This is a genomic window from Collinsella intestinalis (assembly GCF_902364775.2).
Classification (GTDB): domain Bacteria; phylum Actinomycetota; class Coriobacteriia; order Coriobacteriales; family Coriobacteriaceae; genus Collinsella.
This window is the reverse complement of the sequence record NZ_CABJEU020000001.1, coordinates 1,074,303-1,095,387: the sequence shown is the minus strand read 5'-3', so window position 1 is coordinate 1,095,387 and position 21,085 is coordinate 1,074,303. Positions and strand designations below refer to the sequence as shown.

Below are 21,085 nucleotides of genomic sequence, written 5' to 3'. Positions count from 1 at the left end.
CAGCAGCGCTGCGGCCATGGCACGTGGATGCGAAAGGATGTGCGATGGAAGAGGATTACGGCGCCTTCATCGAGGACCGGCGCGCGGAGATTTTGCAGCGCGTCGACGCGTCCCTCGCCGTGAGCGGCCGCGCCCGTGATGAGGCGGAGCTCGTCGCCGTTTCCAAGACCGTGGGCCTTATGCAGGTGCTTGCCGCCATCGATGCCGGATATCGTGTATTTGGCGAGAACCGTCCCCAGGAGCTGCATCGCAAGCTCGAGGGTCTCGACCTCGTCCAGGAGGCGCGCCCCGTGCGCTTCGACATGATCGGCAACTTGCAGACGAACAAGATCAACGCCGTGCTCGGCCGTGTCGAGCTCATCCACTCGATCGGCACCATGCATTTGGCCGAGGCCGTGAGCAGCCGTGCGTCGCGTCGCTTGGACGCCGGTGAGCTTGCTGCCCCGCAGAGGGTGCTCATCGAGGTCAATGTCAGCGGCGAGGAGACCAAGGGCGGTTTTTCGCCCGACGAGCTGCGTCGCTCGATGGACGAGCTGCAGAGCCTTTGTGGAATTCGCATCGAGGGGCTTATGACCATGGCTCCTCGTGGGGATAAATCCAGGGCACGTGCGTGCTTTGCCGGCCTGCGCGAGCTGCGCGATGAGCTTCGTGTCTCGAGTGGGTTGGAGCTCCACGAGCTGTCCTGCGGCATGAGCGAGGATTACGAGATCGCGCTCGAGGAGGGGTCCACCATCGTTCGCCTGGGGCGTGTGGTATTTGACCCATCCTTTGAAGTACTATAGGCAGGTACGCCCGCACACGGCGCAAAGAGAGGTATAACCGTGGGATTTCTAGATGACATCAAGAGCCGCCTCGGCATGGCCCAGCCCGCCGCCGAGCCGTACGGCGACGAGCCCTATGACGATTACTATGACGAGGGTGTAGACGGCGGCTACGAGGATTACCCCGAGGGTTACGGCCAGCCGGCCCAGGACTCCTATCGCGGCTACGAGCCCCAGGAGCCCGGTAACGGTATGCTCGGCCAGACGCGCCGTGGCGAGGCCGAGTCCGTCGCCGTGTACACACGCTCCGGCCAGCTGGTGGGGGATGCCGATCGCCATGCGACGACCTACGCTCCTTCCGCCGAGCCCGCCTATCGTCCCGGTGCCTACGACACGCCCTCAAGCTACGCCCAGGCTCAGAGCCAGCGCGCGGCCCTGTCCTCCGTTCCCACCACGGCCCCGGTGAGCAGCACCGAGGCTCGTGTGAACGCCGTTTTGGAGGGCACGCCCCAGCTTCCTGCGTACGTCCTGCGCCCCGAGAGCTATGATGACGTCGAGACCGTCGTGCGCCGCGTGCGCACCCGTCAGCCCGTCGCCCTGGTGTTCGCCGGTGTCCGCACCGAGGTCGCCAAGCGCGTGCTCGATTTCAGCTATGGGTTCGCCTGCGGCTCCGGCGCCTCCGTGCGCGAGCTCGGCGACCGCGTGTTCATCGTCTTGCCAGTGGGTTGCGAGGTCAAGGAGACCGACCTTGCTAAGCTGCGCAAAGACGGCTATCTCAAGCAGTAGGAGCTGCCATCTCGTGAATGCCATCACCATCGCCCGTCTCGTTCGAACCTTGTTCGAGTTCTACAACTATCTGATTCTCGGGTACGTCTTGCTGTCGTGGTTTCCGATTCGCCCGGGTAGCCTCATGGACGATATCGGAGCCGTTTTGCAAAGCCTTGTCGGCCCGTATCTCAACTTCTTCCGCCGCTTCATCCCCCCGTTGGGAATGATCGACTGGTCGCCGGTTGTTGCGATACTTGTGTTGAGTCTGCTTGAGAACTTCATTATCAGGCTAATATTGTAGGAACTGACGCAGAGCGGTCCTCGCCCCAAACCGGAGCGTCCCTCGCGTATGAAAGGATAAGTATCATGGCCATCACCCCCGCTGACATCCAGGCGCAGACCTTCTCCGAGGCCAAGCGCGGTTACGACCCCGCTGAGGTCGACGTCTTCCTCGAGCAGCTCGCCTCCGAGGTCGACGCCATGCTCAACAAGATCGTGGACCTCAAGACCCGCCTGACCGCCACCGAGCAGGAGCTCGCCGCCGCCCAGGCTCAGGCCCAGGTCGCCGTTGCCGCCCCCGCTCCGGCTCCCGCCCCCGTGGCCAGCCCCGAGTACACCGCCACCGCCAGCCAGATCTCTGCCGCCCTTATCGCGGCCCAGCAGTCTGCCGACAACATCGTCGCCGAGGCTCGCGAGAATGCCGACCGCATCCGCAACGAGGCCGACGCCAAGGCCCGCGAGGTCATCCGTCAGGCGCTCAACGAGAAGCAGAATGAGCTCGCCGAGATCGACCGCCTGAAGGCCTCTCGTGAGGAGTTCAAGGCCGAGTACCTCAAGCTCATTCAGCACTTCATGGACGAGGCCCAGAACGAGTTCCCGGCCGATCTGCTGGTCAGCGCTCCCACCGGCTCCGAGCCCGTGGCTGCTCCGGCTCCTGCGCCCGCTCCCGAGCCGATGCCCGTGGCCGATCCGTTCGCCCCGCTCCCGAACTTCGGTGCCGACGACCTCGACTAGGCATTGAATCTCTATTGGGCTCCTATTGAGGTGCGACTTCGACTTTGATTGGGAGTCGACCCGATAAAACCCTGCTTTGTATGCCATTGAAGACGAACCCGTGTCAATCGACGCGGGCTCGTCGCTTTCAAGGTTTATCGCGCGTTTCCAAGCCGCATCGGATGGCAAGCGTCGCGGTCAGATGGACAATCGGCCGTGCCCCCGTCCTCCATTCGCGCCTCGTTGAGCTTTTTCGTATCGATATTGGGAAAGCCGATGTATGGCAGGAGCCCGCAAAGTCTCTACCTGGGGATTTGAAATGCGCTGAGTCGTCTCTATCTGGCATATCTCAATTTGAATACGAAAAAGCTCAAGCTCCCACGGCCGTACGCTTGGACGTGAGAGCTCGAGCTGTTTTACGAAGAGCGGAGATGGGCGGATGTTCGCTTAGCTGTTCTTCATCACGATGGACTCGACCGTGTCGGCGACGAACTCGCAGGAGTCGGCGCAGTACTCGAGGAAGGTGTAGACGTCACGCCAGGAGATGACGGTCAGCGGGTCGAAATCGCCGGTGTGCAGCTCGCGCATGGCGGCGATGTAGATGTCGTCGCACTCGCTCTCGATGGTGTTCACGGTGATGACGTGCTCGCGAAGGCTCTTGGAGCGCTTGAACTGAGGGAGCTCGAGCACGAGATCGTGCATCTGCTCCGTAGCGCGCATGACCTTGGCCGACATCTCGAGCGCGTCGGGGCGCATCTCCTGGACGTTGGTGAAGTAGATGCGGTGCAGGACGCCCTCGATGCGGTCGATGACGACGTCGATGCTGTTGCTCAGCGTGGCGATGTCCTCACGCTCGATAGGGGTGATGAAGGCGCTGATGAGGGCGTCGTTCACGCGATGGACGATCTCGTCGGCCTCCTGCTCGATGGCGTGCATCTCGGCCACGGCCTCTTCGATCTTGGCCGGGTCGAAGTTGTGCATGGTCTCGTCGAGCTTCTGGGCGGCCTTGCAGGCGAGTTCGGCGGCGGAGGCGAAGCTGTCGAAGTAGAACGCGTCGTTTTTCTTAGCCATGGTGGGGTCCTTTCAGGATGGTTCGAGAGAGTGTGACGGGATTCGAACTAGATGAACAGCAGGAAGAGCTTGGCCATGCAGAAGCTGATGAGGCCGCAGCCCGGGAAGGTGAAGATCCAGGTCAGGAGCATGTCCTTGACCACGCCGAAGTTGATGGCGGAGATGCGCTTGACGGCACCCACGCCCATGATGGCCGTGGTCTTGACGTGCGTGGTGGAAACCGGGATGCCGGTGAGGGTCGCCAGCAGCAGGCACAGGGAGCTGGAGAGGTCGGCGGAGAAACCCTGGTACTTCTCAAGCTTCACCATGTCCATGCCCACGGACTTGATGATCTTCTCGCCGCCCACGGACGTGCCGACGCCCATGACGACGGAGCACAGCAGCATGAGCCACACGGGGATGATCATGTTCTCGACGGAGGATTGGCCGTTGCAGAAGGCCACGCCCAGGAACAGGACGCCGATAAACTTCTGGCCGTCCTGCGCGCCGTGCATGAAGCTCATGCCAGCGGCGCCGGCGATCTGCGCCCAACGGAAAAACGTGTTGGATTTACGTCTGTCGGTGTTGGCGAATAGGAGGGTGACGATCTTGCACACGCCCCAGCCGGCGGCGAAGCCCAGGCCGAGGGAGAGGACAAGTCCGTAGAGGACCTTGACCCACTCGTTCATGTTGACGCCATCGGCACCGCCCAGGGCGATGGCCGCGCCGGTGAGGCCGGCGATGAGGCTGTGGCTCTCACTCGTGGGGATGCCGAAGACGCTTGCTCCCACGGAGTACACGACGATCGAGAAGAGCGCAGCACACAGGGCGATGAGGGCGATCTGCGTGTTCGAGCCAAAATCGACCATGTTGGAGATGGTCGAGGCGACGCTCGCGTTGATGTGCGTCATGATGAAGACGCCCAGGAAGTTGAAGATCGCGCTCATGATGATGGCGGCCTTGGGCGGCAGACAGCGCGTGGTCACGCACGTGGCGATCGCGTTTGGCGCGTCGGTCCAGCCGTTGACGAAGATGACGCCCAGCGTGAGCAAGACGGTCATGGCAAGTATTGGATTGGAAAAGACTTGCGCAATGAAATAGGAGAAGGATACGTCCACTGATACCACATTCCCATACCGGCGCATGACAGCGCCTATTTACACAGCCCTCCTATTGTATACCTTACGCAATGCTTACCAGGGCTTAACGTCGGAATGCTTTGTAATGGTCGTGTAAGGTTTGACAAGAGGGAGACGGGTGTCCGGTCCGTGTGCGTCTATTGCATTGTTGGATGATCAAAAGGCGAAGCGGGCCGATAAGCCGGGTTCTGTCGTGGACGATCATTTATCTCGCCTGCACGTCACCGTGCAGTTCTTCGCACGCTACCCGAGCGCGGGCCGGGCCGACCCATGGCGCTCCTATTCGCGCTTGCTCCGGAAGGGGCTTGCCAAGCCGCCGTGTTGCCACGACGCTGGTGGTCTCTTACACCACCGTTTCAGCTTTTCTCTCACCCGTCATAAGACGAGCAGCGGGAGTCTTCTTTTCTGCGGCGCTAATCCGTCGGGTTGCCCCGCCTGGCCGTTAGCCAGCTTCTTGCCCTATGGAGCCCGGACTTTCCTCACGCCTGCCACGGGGGCTGGTCGCGCGATCGTCTGGCCCGCTTCGCGAGGAGGTATTGTACCATGTGGCCGGAGGTCTTGCGAGCTGACGGGGCTTCACCCGTGCTCAAACAGTCCTGGGCTCGCGCGAAGGCCCCACTGGGGCCTTCGGCTCGTGCGGAAGCTGCGCGCGGGTGAAGCCCCGTCCGCTCGCAAGACCAAACGGTCTCGGTGCAATATCGGGACTGCATTATGTAGCTGGCACGTGGCCCTTGCCGATTCGGGCCCGGTTGTGAGGGGTTATGGCAGATTCGTATTTCACGGTTCGTTCCGGCGCCGAGGTGTCGGGGGAGTTCGAGGACCGCAAGAGCCGGTTCATCGCCCAGCTCGTGCATGTCGAGTCGGTGGATGAGGCCCAGGCGCATCAGGCGGCCATGCGGGCGAGGCACTACGACGCTCGGCACAATGTGCCCGCGTTCATCTTGGTAGACGGCACCGAGCGTGCAAGCGATGACGGGGAGCCGCAGCGTACGAGCGGGATGCCAACGCTCGAGGTGCTGCGTGGCGCCGGGCTCAAGGATGTGTGCTGTGTGACCACGCGCTATTTCGGCGGGACGCTGCTCGGGCCGGGCGGTCTCGTGCGCGCGTATACCGCGGCGGCGCAGGCGGCCGTCGAGGCAGCGCGCGCGGCTGGCGATATCGTCGAGATGACGAGCGTGGTGAATGTGGACGTCCCAGTGGCGTATCCACTCTACGAGCAGGTGGTCCGCATGATCGCCGATACCGGGGGTAAGATTGCCGGCACCGATTACACCGATCAGGTGCTGATTCACGCAATCTATCGCGAAGGGGAGCACAAGGCCCTGCGCCCGCTGCTCACCGAGCTCATGGCCGGCAAGGAGGTCGTCGAGGTCGGGAAGGCGCATTTCGACGAGTTCTAGACGCCTGGGTCGCCCCGGTGTGTGATTGCAACGGAATCGGGCCCGGACCGAGGCGAGCGTCTCGGTCCGGGCCCGCTTTGCATGCGGTTTTGCATGCGGTGATGGCGCCGTTTTAAGCCTCGAGGGCGTCGACGAGCAGGTCGATGGCGTCGTCGATGCAGCCGGCGCAGCTACGCAGCGCCCCGGTGTCCGAACCCACGCCCTTGAGCTCGCGGCAGACGGTGGAGCCGTTCTTTTCGCGGAATGCGTCGCAGTACGCGCGCGCCATGCGATAGGTGGCGCCCTTGCTGCCGGGTGCGTCGAAACCCGAGCTTCTCACCTGTCCGAGCGCCATGATGCCGCCCGCAATGGCACCGCAGGTCTCGGTCATGCCGCCCATGCCCGCTCCAAAGCCCTCGGCGAGCGCGAAGGCGGTGTGGTCATCGAGCCCGAGTTTCGGCGCCATCGCGCAGATCACGGATTGCGCGCAGTTGAACCCCTGGGCGTGATAGTCGGCTGCCGCCGCCTTGAGCGCTTCGCGGTCGAGCGAGATTTCATCTTTGTTGATTGCCATAGTTCTTCCTTTTCGATTGCGCTGAACGGTATACCATTTTACCTATCTGAACGCAGGGGAGGGCCCGAGCGGCCGAACCCGTATGAACGAAGGAGAGCCCATGGCCGAGCATATCGGAACCACGTGCGTGCAGGGCGGCTACCGCCCCGGTGACGCGGAGCCCCGTCAGGTGCCCATCTATCAGTCCACCACCTGGAAGTACGACACCTCCGAGCACATGGGCAAGCTGTTCGATCTCGAGGAATCGGGTTACTTCTACACCCGCCTTCAGAATCCCACCAACGACGCCGTCGCGGCCAAGATCTGCGAGCTCGAGGGCGGCACCGCCGCCATGCTGACGAGCTCCGGTCAGGCCGCGAACTTCTTCGCCGTCTTCAACATCGCCGGGGCGGGCGATCATGTGGTGGCGAGCTCGGCCATCTACGGGGGAAGCTACAACCTGCTCGCCCACACCATGCGCCGCATGGGCCTGGAGTGCACCTTCGTCGCCCCCAACGCGACCGATGAGGAGCTCGAGGCGGCCTTCCGCCCCAACACCAAGTGCGTCTTCGGTGAGACCATCGCCAATCCGGCGCTCGCCGTGCTCGACATCGAGCGCTTCGCCGCCGCCGCGCATGCCCATGGCGTGCCGCTGATCGTGGACAACACGTTCCCCACGCCCGTCAACTGCCGTCCCATCGAGTGGGGCGCCGATATCGTGACGCACTCCACCACCAAGTACATGGACGGCCACGGCGCGGCCGTGGGCGGTGCCATCGTGGACTCCGGTCGCTTCGACTGGACCGCGCACGCCGATAAGTTCCCCGGTCTCACCACCCCCGATGAGTCTTACCACGGCGTCGTCTACACCGAGCGCTTTGGTCTCGAGGGCGCCTTCATCACCAAGGCGACCGCCCAGCTCATGCGCGACTTCGGCTCCATTCAGAGCCCGCAGAACGCCTACCTGCTGAACCTCGGCCTGGAGAGCCTGCATGTGCGCATGCCGCAGCACTGCAAGAACGGTCAGACCATGGCCGAGTTCCTCGCCGGGCACCCCGCCGTGCGCTTCGTGCGCTACCCCGGTCTTCCCGGTGATGAGTATTACGAGCTCGCGCAGAAGTACCTGCCGAACGGCTCCTGCGGCGTGGTGAGCTTCGGTTTCAACGGCGGTCGTGAGGCTGCCGAGCAGTTCATGAAGAGCCTCAAGATCGCGCAGATCGCCACGCACGTGGCCGATGCCCGCACCTGCTGCCTGCATCCGGCCAACGCCACGCACCGTCAGATGAACGACGCCGAGCTCGAGGCCTGCGGCATCGCCCCCGATATGGTGCGCCTGTCGTGCGGTATCGAGAGCACCGAGGATCTGATCGCGGACGTCGAGCAGGCGCTCGCCGGTCTGTAAGGAGACGAGAATGGCAGATCGCAAGCCCAATCCCAAGAAGCAGGCGCGTGCGGAGAAGGCGCTGCGCCATACCGAGCAGATGGCTGCCCGCTTTGGCAAGGAGGTCGAGCGCAGCATCGCCGGCGTCCAGCGTCTCGAGGCCCCCGTCACGTCCGAGGTCGAGGGACGCGTGCCCGAGGTTCGCGTCATGGCCGCCGACGCCGTGGCGGCGATTCTCGAGAACGGCCGCGGCCGTGCCGAGTTCTGCGACCTGGCGGTCCTCGACTTTGCCTCGTTCACCAGCCCTGGCGGCGGCTACATCCGCGGCTCTTGGGCGCAGGAGGAGGCCCTGTGCGCCGAGTCGTTCCTGTACAACGTGCTCGAGAAGCAGGGCGACTGGTACGGCGAGAATCGCCGTCGCAATATCAACTGCGATCTCTACCGCAATCGCGCGCTCGTCGTTCCCAAGGTGCGCTTCTCCCGTGAGAAGATCCACGCCTACGCCGATGTGCTCGTGGTGGCCGCGCCCAATGCCCGCCGCGCTCGCGAGGAGTACAAGGTCGACGAGGCCGCCCTCGTGCGCGCCATGCGCGACCGCATTCGCTTCGCCCTCGACATCGTCGATGCGCTGGGTCACAAGCAGGTCGTACTGGGCGCTTGGGGCTGCGGGGTCTTTGGCTGGGAGGCCGAGCTCGTGGCAGAGCTGTTCCGCGAGGAGCTCGCCGCCGGCACCCATGGCATCGAGCTCGCGATCTTCGCCGTCCCGCGCGATCGCTTCAACGAAAACCTCGCGTGCTTCGAGCATGCGCTCTCGACCTTCCCCGAGAGGAACCAGGTGAGCTTCGCCGACGCCCTCGCCGAGCGCCGTGCCGCCGAGCAGGTCGCCGCTGCCGCTGAAGAGGACGATGAGGAAGAGGACGACTGGCGCAAGTACCTGTAGCGCCGACCATTGAAGGAGAGACGCATGTCTTTTGCAGAACTGACCCGTTCCCGGTATTCATGCCGCAGCTATGAGGAGCGCGCGATCGAGCCCGAGAAGCTCTCTGCGATCCTGGAGGCCGGTCGCATCGCCCCGTCCGCCTGCAACAAGCACCCGAGTCGCGTGCTCGTGTGCGACACGGACGCCCTGCGCGAGAAGGCGGCTAAGGCAGCTAAGCACTTCGCCAAAGACGGCAGCGTGTTCGGTGCGCCGGTCGTCCTGATGGTGTGCGAGAAGGTCGACACGGCTTGGGTGCGCAAGTACGACCAGATGGGCTCGGGCGACATCGACACGAGCATCGTGGTCGATCAGATGATGATGCAGGCCGAGGACCTCGGGCTTTCCACCTGCTGGGTCTGCCACTTCGACCCGCGTGTGGCCATCGATGAGTTCGGGTTGCCCGCCGACCTGTACCCGGTGCATATGCTCACCGTGGGTTATGCCGCCGACGAAATCGCGAGCGAGTGTGTTCGCGAGGCCCGCACCATCCCGATGTCCGATTTCCGCATCGTCCTCTAACCGGCTCATCCGACCGCTCGTCGGCCTCCGCGCCCGTTCACCTCGTCCGTCGACCCTCCCTTTCATTTTGGGTACAAGGAGCGAGATGCGCGCACGCGCCATGAGACCATACCCCGACCCGGAGAGCACGCGATGAAGACCACGACCATCACCTATGCCAGCCGCGACAACACCTCTACGGTGCGCGCCCTCATGTGGGAGCCCGACGAGGTCGCCTCTGGGGGCGAGGCGCCTCGTGGGCTTGTCCAGATCGTGCATGGCATGTCCGAGCACGTGGAGCGCTACGAGGGCTTTGCCGCCTTCCTCTGCGAGCAGGGTTTCGCCGTTTGCGCGAACGATCATATCGGTCATGGCAAGAGCGTCTCGAGCGCCGAGGACTTGGGTCACATGCCGCTCGAGGTCGGCGAGGACGTGCTCGTCGCCGATGTGCAGACGCTGCGCGAGCTCGCCCTCGAGCGCCTGTCTCAGCGCTGCGACATGCGGGTGAGCGGCATCCCATACGTGATCTTCGGTCACTCCATGGGAAGCTTCATCACCCGCGTGTTCCTGACCCGCCATGCCTTTGGCGTGCGTGCCGCCGTCCTGTGCGGCACCGGCCATCAGCCCCGTCCCCTTTCGGCGGCGGGCAAGGCCCTTACGAGTTCATTGGCCAAAAAGCACGGCGAGCGCTACGTGAGTGAGCTCGTCGACGGAATGGGTGCCGGCGGTTACGGCAGGGCCATCAAGGACGCGGAGACTGATCTGGACTGGCTCGCCACCGACCCCGAGGTCGTTGCCGAATACCAGCGCGACCCCCTGTGCGGTCAGAAGTTCACCGTCGGCGCATATCACGTGTTGACGAGCTTGGTGTCCGACGCCACGGATCTGCGTTTGGCGCGCAGGGTACCGCATGCGCTGCCGCTGCTGTTCGTGTCCGGCGATCAGGACCCGGTGGGCGAGTGCGGCGCCGGCGTCCACCGTGCGGCGGAGATGTATCGCAAGGCGGGCGTTGAGAGCGTGACCGAGAAGCTTTACCCTGGCATGCGCCATGAGATCTTGAACGAGCCCGTCAAGGGCGAGGTTCATCGCGACGTGCTCGCTTGGCTGGAGCACCAGGGGCTCTAGGCCGCCCGGATCGATTCCGCAAGGCGCCGCGTCGCTGGGGCGGCCCAGGCCCGAAGGCTCGCCGATAAGCGTCATCGGGCACGGATCAAGGCAGCGCGCAGGCGCTATGACGGGAGTGAGTGATCGAGGTGGCGGCTACCTCGGCCAGAGTACGCTGAGCGTCGAGGGGAGTACCTCGATTGACATCTCGGCTGCACCCACCTGCTCGCCGTCGAGTTGGATGGGGTAGGTCGGGCTCGGAAATACGAGGTCGACGCGTTTTGCACGCTGCAGATGCACATGCGGGTTGTGCGTGTGCCCGCCGTTTTTAGCCGAGAGAAAGACGGGCAATGCCACCGCGCGCGGCACCGGGCCGGTGGCGTAGCACACGTCGAGCAATCCATCGCAGGGGTCCGCCTGCGGGCAGATGCGAAAGCCGGAGCCGTAGGTCGGGCCGTTTTGAATCGCGAATATGATCGCGCGGACGCGCTTCTCGGCGCCGCCGTCGAAGCGGACATGGGCGGGGAAGTCGCGGTAGTCGCGCCCGAATGCCTTGAGGCCGCTTGCCAGATAGAGCGGGGCGCCGGTCAGGCCCGTGATTTTGCGCATGGCATGCGTGTCGATGGCGATGGCGGCGTCGAGGCCGAACGAGATGGTCTGCACTGCGTATTCCGTCCATGTGCGGGTCGTTCCGCCGGTATGGGAACGGCAGGTGATTTCGAGTACGTCGATGGGCGCCGCCGAGCTCGTCAAAAGCGGGGAGAAATCCGTGCCCGAGACATCCGTGACATCGGTGAGGCCGAGCGTCCGTGCGAAATCGTTGCCCGAGCCCACGGGAATCACGCCGAGGGTGGGGCGCCTGCCCTTCTCGATGCGCATGAGACCGCAGGCGACCTCGTGCACCACGCCGTCGCCGCCGAGCGCTATGACGGTGTCGTATCCCGCCGCACCGGCCGCGATCTCGGTCGCATGGCGCGGGCGCTCGGTCTGCGCGATGTCGAAGGCCTCGCGATGGCAGTACATGGTGAGGAATCGCTTGAGGCGCTCGGCCGCTCCCGCCGCGGCACCGCTTTGCGCCGCGGGATTCACCACGATCAGCACTCGCCCGAGGGCGTCCATGCGGTTCATGTTCATTCGTCCATCAGCTCCTCGAGTTCGCGGCGATGGCGCTCGAGGGCGCCTTCGACGGTAAGGGTGGCGTCGTCCTTGAGTCCCCTTCGCTTGGGGGTCACGATGCGCTGTGCCGGATACACGGCCGCGTGCCCGGCCACGAGATAGCTCACAAAGCCGACGATGACAAAATACCCAGCGGCCTGGGCGCCAAACATATCGATTCCGAGCATGATGGTGGTGATGGGCACGTTGAGAGCCGCGCCGAACACACCGACCATCCCGAGTGCCGCCACGAGGCTCGGGTCGCCCATGGTGACCTGGCCGATCCATCCGCCCAGGGATGCGCCGATGCCGAACAGCGGCGTGACCTCGCCTCCCTGCAGGCCCGCGCCAACGGTGAGCGCGGTCATGGCGAGCTTGGCGACCGGGTCGGCGAGGGTGGTCTCGCCTCGGAAGGCCGCCCCGACCATCCATTCGGACAGGCCGGCGTAGGGGGCCATGCCGAGGCACAAGAACAGCACGGCGAGCACGATGCCGCCGGTCGCGGCGGCCGCCAGGTAGTTGGTGAAGATGCGCGCGTACAGGCGCTTGACCGTGCGGATGCAGAGGGTGAACAGTCGGGCCGCCAGACCGAACACCACGGCGGCGGCGATGACGATGGCGAGGGTGCGCGCGTCCATCGCCGGAACGCGTGCGATGGATTGGAAGACGAAGTGGCTCCCCATCGCGCGGCTCACGGCGTTGCCGACGAACGATCCGGTCAGGCAGTAGAGCGCGGCACTGTAGTCGATCTTGCCCACGAAGCACATCTCCATGCCGAAGAACGCGCCGGCAAGCGGGGTGCCGAACGCCGCGCCGAACGCCGCTGAGATGCCGGCCATCATGAGGTCGCGTCGATCGTGGCCCTCTACGTGGAACAGGCTCGCCACATTGCTCGCGATGGTGCCGCCCATCTGCACCGCGGCCCCCTCGCGTCCGGCCGAGCCGCCGGCCAGATGCGTTGCGGTGGAGCACAGGAAGGTGAGCGGGGCCATGCGCACGTGGATGGGCGTTCCGGTGATGGTGCTGTCGATGACGAGGTTGTTGCCGCGCTGCGCGCGCAGGCCGTGGTTGCGGTAGAGCCAGGCGGTCGCGACGTTTACGAACGGGAGGAGGGCGAACAGCCATACGTGGGCTTCGCGCGTCGTGGTGGCCATGTCGAGGGCGGCGAGGAACGCCCAGCCTGCGACGCCCATGAGGGCTGAGGCAAGGATGCTGAGCATCAGCACGCGCGCGCTCGCACAGGCGTTGCCCGCGCCCCGACGCGCCTGCTCGCCAGCGCCGCGGGCACCGCGCTTGAGCTCTTTCTGAGCCGTTTCGAGCATGCGCTTGGGCATGGTGCCTCCCTTGGATCTCGTTTCCGTCAAATGCGTTCAGTATACGCCCCTTGGCCGTCGGGGCTTTGCGTGGGCGAGCGTCTTGTCCATAGGCAAACGGCGGTCCGTACACTATTCTCTATTGAGAATATACGGGCGCGCATATCACGTCGGATGAATGACGGTGGATGGCGCGTCAAAACGAGGGAAGGGGCGAGGTATGGCGCACGGCAAGAACCCGGACGCGAACATGATTCCCGTCGAGGAGGCGCGCCGCATCGTGCTCGGATGCATGCGCTCCACCGAGGTGCGCGAGGTGCCGGCGTGGCAGGCCGCGGGGCTGCCGCTGGCGGCCGACATCAAGACCGACATCGATTTGGCGCCCTTCGCCAACAGCGCCATGGACGGCTATGCCCTGCATGCCGCCGACCTCGCCGCCGCCACGGCCGACGGCCCCGTCGTGCTCGACGTCGTGGGCCACGAGGCGGCCGGTTATGTCTTCGAGGGCGAGGTCGGCCACGGCCAGACCGTGCGCATCATGACGGGCGCGCCGGTGCCAGAGGGCCTGGATGCCGTGGTGAAGTACGAGGTCGTCGAGGTGCTCGAGGGCGACGGCAACGAGGGCTCGCGCGTGTCGTTCGCCGCGCCGGCGAAGCCCGGTGAGAATATCCGCGCCGCAGGTCTCGAGGCCCGTGCGGGCGATGTGGTCATGGCCGCCGGCGAGGTCGTGACGCCGGCGGGCGCGGGCCTACTTGCCAATGCCGGCCATGCGTTCGTGCCGGTGCATCGCGCCCCGCGCATGGGCATCATCTCGCTCGGCACCGAGCTCGTGGATGCCGGTGCGGTTCCCGCGCGCGGCCAGATCCGAGATGTCAACGGGCCCGCGCTCATGGCGTCGGCCCGCGAGGCGGGCGCAGAGCCCGTGTTCTACGGCATCGCGCCCGACGACGAGGAGCGTATCTGCGAGCTCGTCCGTCGCGCGGCGTCTGAGTGCGATGTTGTGGTGACGTCCGGCGGCGCGTCCGCCGGCGATTACGACTATGTGACGGCGCTCATCGAGCGCGAGGGTGAGGTCCTCTTCGACCGCGTCTCCATCAAGCCGGGTAAGGCCGTGACTTTCGGTTTGCTGGGGGAGACGCCGTTTTTCGGCCTTTCGGGCAACCCCGCCGGCGCGTTCGTGGGCTTTGAGCTGTTCGTGCGCCCGGCGCTGCGCAAGATGATGGGGCATACGGAGCTCGCGCGTCCCGTTCAGGAGGCTCGCGCCACCCATGGCATCAAGAAGCGCCCGGGCCGCGCTGCGTACAACCGTGCGCGCGTGGAGCGAGCCGGTGCCGATGACGAGCTCGAGGTGATGCAGGCGCCCACGCAAAACTCCGCCTTGCTCGTGGACTTGCACCGGGGCAACTGCCTGGTCATACTCGATGAGGATGCCGGCCGCGTTGAGGCGGGGGATACCGTTGCGGTCTTGCGCTACGACGTGTCCGAGGGCACGGTCCTGTAGTCCGTCTGCCTTGTGCGGACGGGGCAGGCTCCGTTCTTCGAAAAGGGCGACGCCTGCCTGTTCCTCGTGTTCCAAACGGCGCGCCAGGCGGCGACGTCGGCGCCGAAGGGGGTTTCCATGGATATTAAGTTCGCGATCGTTACCTGCTCCGATACGCGCACCATCGAGCAGGATGAGGCCGGCTCCGCGCTTGTCGGGCTCATCGAGGGCGCGGGCTGGCGCGTCGTCTCTCATGTGGTGGTTTGCGATGACGCGCGCGCCATCTCGGACGCCATCCGCGCGGCGACCGACGAGCTCGATGCGGATATCGTCCTGACCTGCGGCGGTACGGGCCTGTCTGCCCGCGATGTGACGCCCGAGGCCACGGCCGTGGTTTGCGAGCGCGACGTGCCCGGCATCGCCGAGGCGATCCGCGCGTATTCGCTTGCGAAGACCCGTCGTGCCATGCTCTCGCGCGCTCGTTGCATGCAGCGCCTGGTGCGCGGCTCGGATGGATCGTTTACCGGCCGCCTGGCGCTCGTCATCAATTTCCCCGGCTCCACCAAGGCCGCGCGGGAATGTTGGGAGGCCGTGTCCGATCAACTCGAGCACGCCATGAAGATGTCAGCCGGTGGTGGGCATTAAAACATTATTCTCAGTAGAGAATTATTCTTGAATGAATATAATATGATCGACTCGAAGGGGGCCGGCCCGGCTGCGCCCCCTCTTTCATGCCGGGGCCCGATCAGGGTTGCGCTCACGTGGATATCCCATTTGTTTCATTTAGGGACAGGTACAAATTGAGACGGTTGTAGGAGGACCGCAAAGATGGAAAAGACGCTCAACACGCCCGCCCGCGTCGTGTCGCGCCGCGCGCTCGTCGCATTTTGCCTCACTGCCCTGCTCGCCGGCCCGCTCGCCGGCTGCGGCGCCAAGCCCGCCGATGGCGCTGGGTCCGCCGAGGGGCCCGCTTCCGCCGAGACCGTCGAGCTGCAGATCTTCGCAGCCAATTCCCTCGAGAAGGCCATGCCCGAGGTCCAGGCCCTCTACACCGAGAAGACCGGCGTGGCCTTCGCCGACACCCAGTTCAAGGCATCCGGCGATCTCATCGAGCAGATGCGTGCCGGCGCCCGGGTCGACGCCCTGATTACCGCCTCCAAGGGCACCATGGATGACGCCGTCGCGGGTGAGCTCGTCGACGAGGCCACGTGTCTCGACATGTTCGTGAATGATCTGGTGGTCGTGAAGGCGGAGGGTTCCGACGTCAAGGTCGCTTCGCTTGAGGATGTGAAGAACATCGTGGGCAAGGTCGCCATCGGCGATGCCGTGACCGTTCCGGCCGGCAAGTACGCCAATCAGGCCCTGAACACCATCGGCCTGTATACCGGCGGCGCCGGTGACGACGGCGAGTACGCGCCCGAGTTCGCCGACCGCGTCGCCCTGGCCGACAAGGTGGGCACCGCCGCCAAGTACGTTTCCACCGGCGACGCGACCATCGGCTTTGTCTACAGCTCCGACATCTTCCGCTATGACGGGATCGAGCAGGCTTTCGTCTGTCCTGAGGACACCCATAAACCCATCGTCTACCCCGGTGCCGTTTCCGCCTCGAGCGAGCATGCCGAAGCCGCGGCCGACTTCCTCGACTTCTGCATGAACGATGCCGAGGCTCAGAAGGTTTGGGCCAAGTACGGCTTCGAGCTGTTTGCATAAGTGCTTCCCCGCGCGCCTCTGGCATACTGATGCCGGGGGCGCGTGTTATGCGTAGGTTCGAGGGCGGTCCCGGTGACCGCCCTTTTTCGTGTCGAGGGTAGGAGCGTGTCATATGGGCATGGGCCGAGATAGTTGGGATCTTTGCGGGAGCTGCACAGGCGGCATCGTGCGACGGGCCGGCGCGGTTCGGCGATTCGTCGGCGGCCGCGCGGCTCGTCGATGGGTCCCGGCCCTTGTCACGATCGTATTGTGCGTGCTGATGATCGCTGCCGCTGCGATACCTGGCTCTGCCATGGCGGCCTCGACGGTGCTCGAGGCACCCGAACGGCGGACTGTGGAGATCACCGCAGATGGTTCCGCTCGAGTGGATGGCGCCTCGTTTGGCATCATCGGGTTTGAGCGCCTCGCCAAAGGCACGGCCCGCGCGTCCGAGGGTGCGCCGGAGGGCTATCGACTTCCGATCTCGGATTCTGCCGGCTTGGTGGTTGTCCGCGCGCCCGGCGAGGTGCTCCTGCACGTCGATCGCGAGGTCGCGGCAACGTTCGATCTCGAGGACCCGAGCGGCGCGGACCTATCCGCCCTGTGGTCGATGGTCTGCGCGCTCGACGAGGCCGGCAGCATGGGCGGCGCGCTGCTCTCGGAGGGAGAGGCGCCCCTCAGACTCGTGACGGATTCCGAGTGCGTGTCCGGTGCCTTTCGGTATCGCTTCGATGCGCGTGGCGATGACGGTGCGCGCTATGTGACTGTGACGTTGGCGAATGCCGAGGAGGGCGAGGCCGGTCTGGATGCGGCGCGTGCCGCCGGTGTCGACCTGGGCGACGGCGTGTTGTGGTGCGATTTCGCCCAGATTGTCGATGCGGGAAACGTGGTCGCCAAAGACGATCTGGGCGTTGGCGGAGAGGCCCTCGCCTTCTTCTCGTCCATCGATTACCGCCCATTTTGGGTATCGCTCAAGACCAGCGGTCTGGCGCTGGCCATCTCCTTTGCGTTGGGGCTGTTCGCCGCATGGCGCGTTATGGGCACGTCGAGTCGCCTCAAGGGCGTCCTCGATTCGGTGTTCACCATTCCCATGGTGTTGCCCCCCACGGTCTGCGGCTTCTTGCTGCTCATGCTGTTCGGGCAATCCACGGCCGTGGGCCGCTGGCTCATAGCACACGGCATCTCGATCGTCTTCACGTGGGAGGCGGCGGTCATCTCGGCCATCGTGGTGAGCTTCCCGCTCGTGTACCGCACGGCTCTCGGCGCATTCGAGTCGCTCGACGGGCGCATGATCGACGCCGCCCGCACGCTTGGCTGGTCTGAAGTGCGAATCTTTGGCAGACTCATGATGCCGCTCGCCTGGCCCTCCATCGCGGCCGGAACCGTGCTCGCCTTCGCCCGGGCTATGGGCGAGTTCGGCTGCACGCTGTTTTTCGCCGGCAACTATGCGGGCGTCACGCAGACGATTCCCATCGCGATTTACTTCGAATGGATGGGTGGCAACACCGCCGTTGCCCTGTTTTGGGTGATGGTCGTGATCGCGTTCAGCTTCCTGGTGGTTTGGGGCATCAACGCGTATACCGCGCGCCATCAGGGGTACCGCGACGGTGCGTATGTCGGGGCCGCCGCGCGCGGGGGAGTGCGAGGGAAGACGCGCCCTCGCCCCCTCGCTCGTTCGTTGGCGGGCGCTGCGGAAAATGCCGGCGGGTCCCTCGCGGCGACTGTCACGAGTTTCGATGCGGACATGGTCGTCGACGATTTGGAATCGACGGGCGGAGATGCGGCTGCCATCGACCTGTCCGCCCTGCGCGAGCTGTTTGAGGACGGTGCGGCATGAGCCTGAGCATGACGATCAAGAAGCGGTACCCGGGTTTTACGCTCGATGTCGCCCTCGAGGCTGGGGAGGAGCGTGTGGCCCTGCTCGGGGCATCCGGGTGCGGCAAGAGTCTCACGCTGCGGTGCATCGCCGGCGTGGAGACCCCGGACGAAGGCCGCATCGTGGTGAACGGCGTGACCTTCTTCGATTCCGAGGCGGGGGTGAACCTCTCACCGCAGGAGCGCAAGACGGCCCTGCTGTTCCAGAATTACCAGCTGTTTCCGCATATGACGGTGCTTGAGAACGTTTGCGCCGGTATGGCGGGGCCGCGGCGCGGACGGGGCGGCCGCATGGACGGTGAGGCTGTGAGACGCGAGTCTCAGGCACTGCGGTTCCTCGAGATCTTCGGCGTCTCCGCCTTTGCGGGCCGTTTCCCCATGCAGCTCTCCGGCGGTCAGCAGCAGCGCGTCGCGCTTGCCCGCATGCTCGCCGCTCGTCCGGGGATCCTCATGTTCGACGAGCCGTTCTCGGCGTTGGACTCATATCTCAAGAGCGCGCTCGAGCAGAACCTGCTCGACGTGTTCTCCGTGGTGGACCGTACGGTGCTTTATGTGAGTCACGATATCGACGAGGCGTGCCGCTTGTGCAATCGCATCTGCGTGATGCATAACGGCCGTGTGGAGGAGAGCGGGACGGCGGGGGAGTTGATGGCGCACCCGCAAACGCTGGCGGGCATGAGGCTTACAGGGTGTAAGAACACTTCGCGGGCCCGCAAGGTGTCTGACACGGTGGTCGAGGCAATCGATTGGGGTATGACGTTCGACATGGGCCGCGAGGTCCCCGATGACGTGGCCTACCTCGGCGTCCGTGCCCGGCATGTCCACCGCGACCGTATTCGTGCGGCAGGCGAGATCGGGCGCAACAGCTTCGATCTGCACGTGGCGCGCGTGAGCGATGCGCGATTCGAGCGACTGGTGCTTCTTGAGCCGCCGCTCGTGGGGTCGCGGTCCCGCATCCAATGGAAGGTCGATATCCTCGATGCGCCTACGGGCTCCCTGCCCGAGGCGGGCGAGACGCTGCGCCTGCATTTCGATGCGAGCAGGCTGCTCTTGGTGAACCGATGACGCATTCGGCGTCCTTTCGCGTTTTCAAATTGTATAACACCCCATATGAACTGCGCTAAGCTACACCTGTAGCCGTTTATCGGCGGGCTGGCGGCGTTTGCCTAAAACAAATGCCAACTTAACGACTATGAAAATAAGTTAATGACGTTGTGTCGACCGAGGGTTTCGCGGCCGAAGGGCCGCGGCTTGGAGGATTGCATGGTCAAGGAACGTCGAATCGCCCTTGCGGCTTTGACCGCGGGGACGGCGCTCGCGCTGTCGTGGACGCCGGCACTGGCGATCGCAGCCGAGGTGGATGGACCCGTGGTGGCTGCCGAGCGGGTGGGTTCAACCGCGAACCTGCCCAAGACGAATGAGTTTCACAAGGTGACGAACGGAATCGAATCGGGTCGGACGTACGCGCTCGTCTCCTCCGATGCCCCCGCCGGCCAAAAGCAGCGCATCTTGCACCTGACCGCCGGCAATCCAAAACTCGATCGCTGTCAGGTCGGGAGTGCGGCCGACAAGCTGGCGCCGGTCGACTGCACGATTGACGGGCATGCGGGCAAGCACGAGCATGAGTGGACGGCCTCGGCGGTTGAGGGCGGCTATACGATCAAGTCGAATGCCGAGGACGTCTACCTCAACCTGACCGAGCGCGGGGGAGAGGCACGTGCGACTCCCCAGGTGCTTTCCATCGTGCCCGGCGAGCATGGCGGATACGTCGTGAGCGCGAAGGTCGAGGGTGCGACTCGGTACCTCATGCATGACGACCGCGGTTGGACCTCTGCAGATAAGCCGTATGAAGTGCTGTTCTATCAGCACGTCGAGGTGCTGCCAGAGGTTGTGCCGAACCGCAAGCTGACCACGGGAGTCACCCAAGATCGCCCCTTCGCCCCCAATACGGGCGGAAGCAAGAACTTCCGCATTCCGTCCCTCATCACGCACAAGGACGGCAGCCTGCTCGCCGCCATCGACGCTCGCTGGAACCATGTGGGCGATGCCGCCGGTTTGGACACCATCTTCAGCCGCTCGACGGACGGCGGAAAGACCTGGTCCTTCAACTTCCCCAACTATTTCCCCGACTCCGTTGACGCCTTTAGCAACGAGGCGACCGCGTTCATCGACCCGGTGATGGCCCAGAAGGGCGATACGACCTACATGATGGTCGACCTATGGCCCGGCGGCGTCGCGCTCAACACGGCAAAGCATCAAGACCCCGTCAACGGCAGCGGATACGTTCAGGTCGACGGGCGCCAGCGCCTCGTGCTCTTTGCTTCGCCGGTGCCGAGCGAGCAGCGCGAAGTGGGTGCCGAGCAGGGCGAGGGCTACACGCACTACGTGGGCGATTTCGCCGCCGACGGTCTCGCACCCGTCTATCGGAAGGACGGGGGCACGGTCGAGCGGTATGTCGACCGGCACTACTACCTCTATGATCAGAATAAAGATCCGCTCTACTGCCAGCAGCTTGGCAGCTCCGCCTTTGTGCAGCAGAACGTGTTTTTCTACAAGGCGGAGCTCCACGTGATGGCGACGTCGTACCTGTGGCTCATCAGTTCGAACGATGCCGGGGCGACGTGGTCTGATCCGCTCATGCTCAATGAGCAGGTTCGTACCAATCTGCCCGGCGGTAACGCGGCGTTTTACGGCGTGGGGCCGGGTCGCGGCCTGGTGACGTCGGGTGGTCGCATCGTGCTCCCGTGCTATACCTTCATCCGTGAAAACGGTCATGGTCGTGATGGCAATGCCAGCGTGATCTACTCCGACGACGGCGTTACCTGGAAGCGCAGCACCTCCCTGCAGCACCAGACATCGAAGTCGACGGCGTCCTCTATCTGTTCGCACGCCACGGCTGGTATGCGGTTTCGCGCGACGGCGGTGCCACGTGGGAAGAGGAGAAGAGTCTGCGCGATTCCGGCATAGA

20 protein-coding genes and 1 other RNA gene are annotated in these 21,085 nt (G+C 64.6%); 15 read left to right on the top strand and 6 right to left on the bottom strand.

The features are described 5' to 3' along the window. Positions 1-44: 44 nt before the first annotated feature. The 4 genes from FY258_RS04820 (at position 45) to FY258_RS04805 (ending at position 2,543) form a co-directional block, all read left to right on the top strand. The gene (locus FY258_RS04820) at positions 45-782 is read left to right on the top strand and encodes a YggS family pyridoxal phosphate-dependent enzyme (RefSeq protein ID WP_118103590.1); all 738 of its coding nucleotides are present in this window, start codon (positions 45-47) and stop codon (positions 780-782) included. A 39-nt stretch (positions 783-821) separates the two neighbouring features. Further along, positions 822-1,547, top strand: a complete 726-nt coding sequence (sepF, locus tag FY258_RS04815) for a cell division protein SepF (RefSeq protein ID WP_118103588.1) — start codon at positions 822-824, stop codon at positions 1,545-1,547. Between the two features lie 13 nt (positions 1,548-1,560). Next, positions 1,561-1,830, top strand: a complete 270-nt coding sequence (locus tag FY258_RS04810) for a YggT family protein (protein WP_006722410.1) — start codon at positions 1,561-1,563, stop codon at positions 1,828-1,830. Positions 1,831-1,895: 65 nt separating this feature from the next. Further along, positions 1,896-2,543 (top strand): DivIVA domain-containing protein, encoded by a 648-nt coding sequence (locus FY258_RS04805; RefSeq protein ID WP_118103586.1) that lies wholly within the window; start codon positions 1,896-1,898, stop codon positions 2,541-2,543. 426 nt (positions 2,544-2,969) lie between these two features. Here the strand turns inward: FY258_RS04805 and FY258_RS04800 are convergent, their stop codons facing one another. The 3 genes from FY258_RS04800 to rnpB form a co-directional block, all read right to left on the bottom strand. After that, positions 2,970-3,593, bottom strand: a complete 624-nt coding sequence (locus FY258_RS04800) for a DUF47 domain-containing protein (RefSeq protein WP_118103584.1) — start codon at positions 3,591-3,593, stop codon at positions 2,970-2,972. Between the two features lie 47 nt (positions 3,594-3,640). Further along, a complete protein-coding gene (locus tag FY258_RS04795; RefSeq protein ID WP_039910211.1) occupies positions 3,641-4,690 on the bottom strand; it encodes an inorganic phosphate transporter in 1,050 nt (349 codons plus the stop codon). A gap of 182 nt (positions 4,691-4,872) precedes the next feature. Beyond that, positions 4,873-5,236, bottom strand: an RNA gene (rnpB, locus tag FY258_RS04790) — RNase P RNA component class A. Positions 5,237-5,472: 236 nt separating this feature from the next. Here rnpB and FY258_RS04785 point away from each other — a divergent pair. Next, positions 5,473-6,111, top strand: a complete 639-nt coding sequence (locus FY258_RS04785) for an IMPACT family protein (RefSeq protein WP_118103582.1) — start codon at positions 5,473-5,475, stop codon at positions 6,109-6,111. Positions 6,112-6,223: 112 nt separating this feature from the next. On the opposite strand, the gene FY258_RS04780 is transcribed toward FY258_RS04785, so the two are convergent. Next, positions 6,224-6,664, bottom strand: a complete 441-nt coding sequence (locus FY258_RS04780; protein ID WP_118103580.1) for a C-GCAxxG-C-C family protein — start codon at positions 6,662-6,664, stop codon at positions 6,224-6,226. Positions 6,665-6,764: 100 nt separating this feature from the next. On the opposite strand from FY258_RS04780, the gene FY258_RS04775 reads away from it, so the two are divergent. The 4 genes from FY258_RS04775 to FY258_RS04760 all read left to right on the top strand — a co-directional run bounded on the left by FY258_RS04775 (position 6,765) and on the right by FY258_RS04760 (position 10,626). Beyond that, on the top strand, positions 6,765-8,045 hold the full coding sequence (locus tag FY258_RS04775) for an O-acetylhomoserine aminocarboxypropyltransferase/cysteine synthase family protein (RefSeq protein ID WP_118103578.1): 1,281 nt from the start codon (positions 6,765-6,767) through the stop codon (positions 8,043-8,045). A gap of 10 nt (positions 8,046-8,055) precedes the next feature. Next, positions 8,056-8,964: a TIGR02452 family protein gene (locus FY258_RS04770; protein WP_118103576.1), complete on the top strand. Its 909-nt coding sequence runs from the start codon at positions 8,056-8,058 to the stop codon at positions 8,962-8,964. Between the two features lie 24 nt (positions 8,965-8,988). Then, positions 8,989-9,522, top strand: a complete 534-nt coding sequence (locus tag FY258_RS04765) for a nitroreductase family protein (protein ID WP_118103574.1) — start codon at positions 8,989-8,991, stop codon at positions 9,520-9,522. Between the two features lie 132 nt (positions 9,523-9,654). Further along, a complete protein-coding gene (locus tag FY258_RS04760; RefSeq protein WP_118103571.1) occupies positions 9,655-10,626 on the top strand; it encodes an alpha/beta fold hydrolase in 972 nt (323 codons plus the stop codon). A gap of 135 nt (positions 10,627-10,761) precedes the next feature. Here the strand turns inward: FY258_RS04760 and FY258_RS04755 are convergent, their stop codons facing one another. Continuing rightward, complete coding sequence (locus FY258_RS04755) at positions 10,762-11,739, bottom strand: diacylglycerol/lipid kinase family protein (RefSeq protein WP_259324444.1); 978 nt, start codon at positions 11,737-11,739, stop codon at positions 10,762-10,764. Then, a complete protein-coding gene (locus FY258_RS04750; protein WP_118103569.1) occupies positions 11,736-13,094 on the bottom strand; it encodes a chloride channel protein in 1,359 nt (452 codons plus the stop codon). The genes FY258_RS04755 and FY258_RS04750 overlap by 4 nt, the downstream gene beginning before the upstream one ends. 199 nt (positions 13,095-13,293) lie before the next feature. On the opposite strand from FY258_RS04750, the gene FY258_RS04745 reads away from it, so the two are divergent. The 6 genes from FY258_RS04745 (at position 13,294) to FY258_RS04720 (ending at position 21,084) form a co-directional block, all read left to right on the top strand. After that, on the top strand, positions 13,294-14,574 hold the full coding sequence (locus FY258_RS04745) for a molybdopterin molybdotransferase MoeA (protein ID WP_118103567.1): 1,281 nt from the start codon (positions 13,294-13,296) through the stop codon (positions 14,572-14,574). 117 nt (positions 14,575-14,691) lie between these two features. After that, entirely contained in the window at positions 14,692-15,198 is a 507-nt protein-coding gene (locus tag FY258_RS04740; protein WP_118103565.1) for a MogA/MoaB family molybdenum cofactor biosynthesis protein, read from the top strand. Positions 15,199-15,381: 183 nt separating this feature from the next. After that, a complete protein-coding gene (gene modA, locus FY258_RS04735) occupies positions 15,382-16,263 on the top strand; it encodes a molybdate ABC transporter substrate-binding protein (protein WP_118103563.1) in 882 nt (293 codons plus the stop codon). A gap of 334 nt (positions 16,264-16,597) precedes the next feature. Beyond that, on the top strand, positions 16,598-18,079 hold the full coding sequence (gene modB / locus FY258_RS04730) for a molybdate ABC transporter permease subunit (protein WP_259324443.1): 1,482 nt from the start codon (positions 16,598-16,600) through the stop codon (positions 18,077-18,079). Beyond that, positions 18,076-19,182 (top strand): sulfate/molybdate ABC transporter ATP-binding protein, encoded by a 1,107-nt coding sequence (locus tag FY258_RS04725; protein ID WP_118103561.1) that lies wholly within the window; start codon positions 18,076-18,078, stop codon positions 19,180-19,182. The genes modB and FY258_RS04725 overlap by 4 nt, the downstream gene beginning before the upstream one ends. A 198-nt stretch (positions 19,183-19,380) precedes the next feature. Next, entirely contained in the window at positions 19,381-21,084 is a 1,704-nt protein-coding gene (locus FY258_RS04720) for an exo-alpha-sialidase (protein WP_182279424.1), read from the top strand. The last annotated feature ends 1 nt before the right edge of the window (position 21,085 follow it).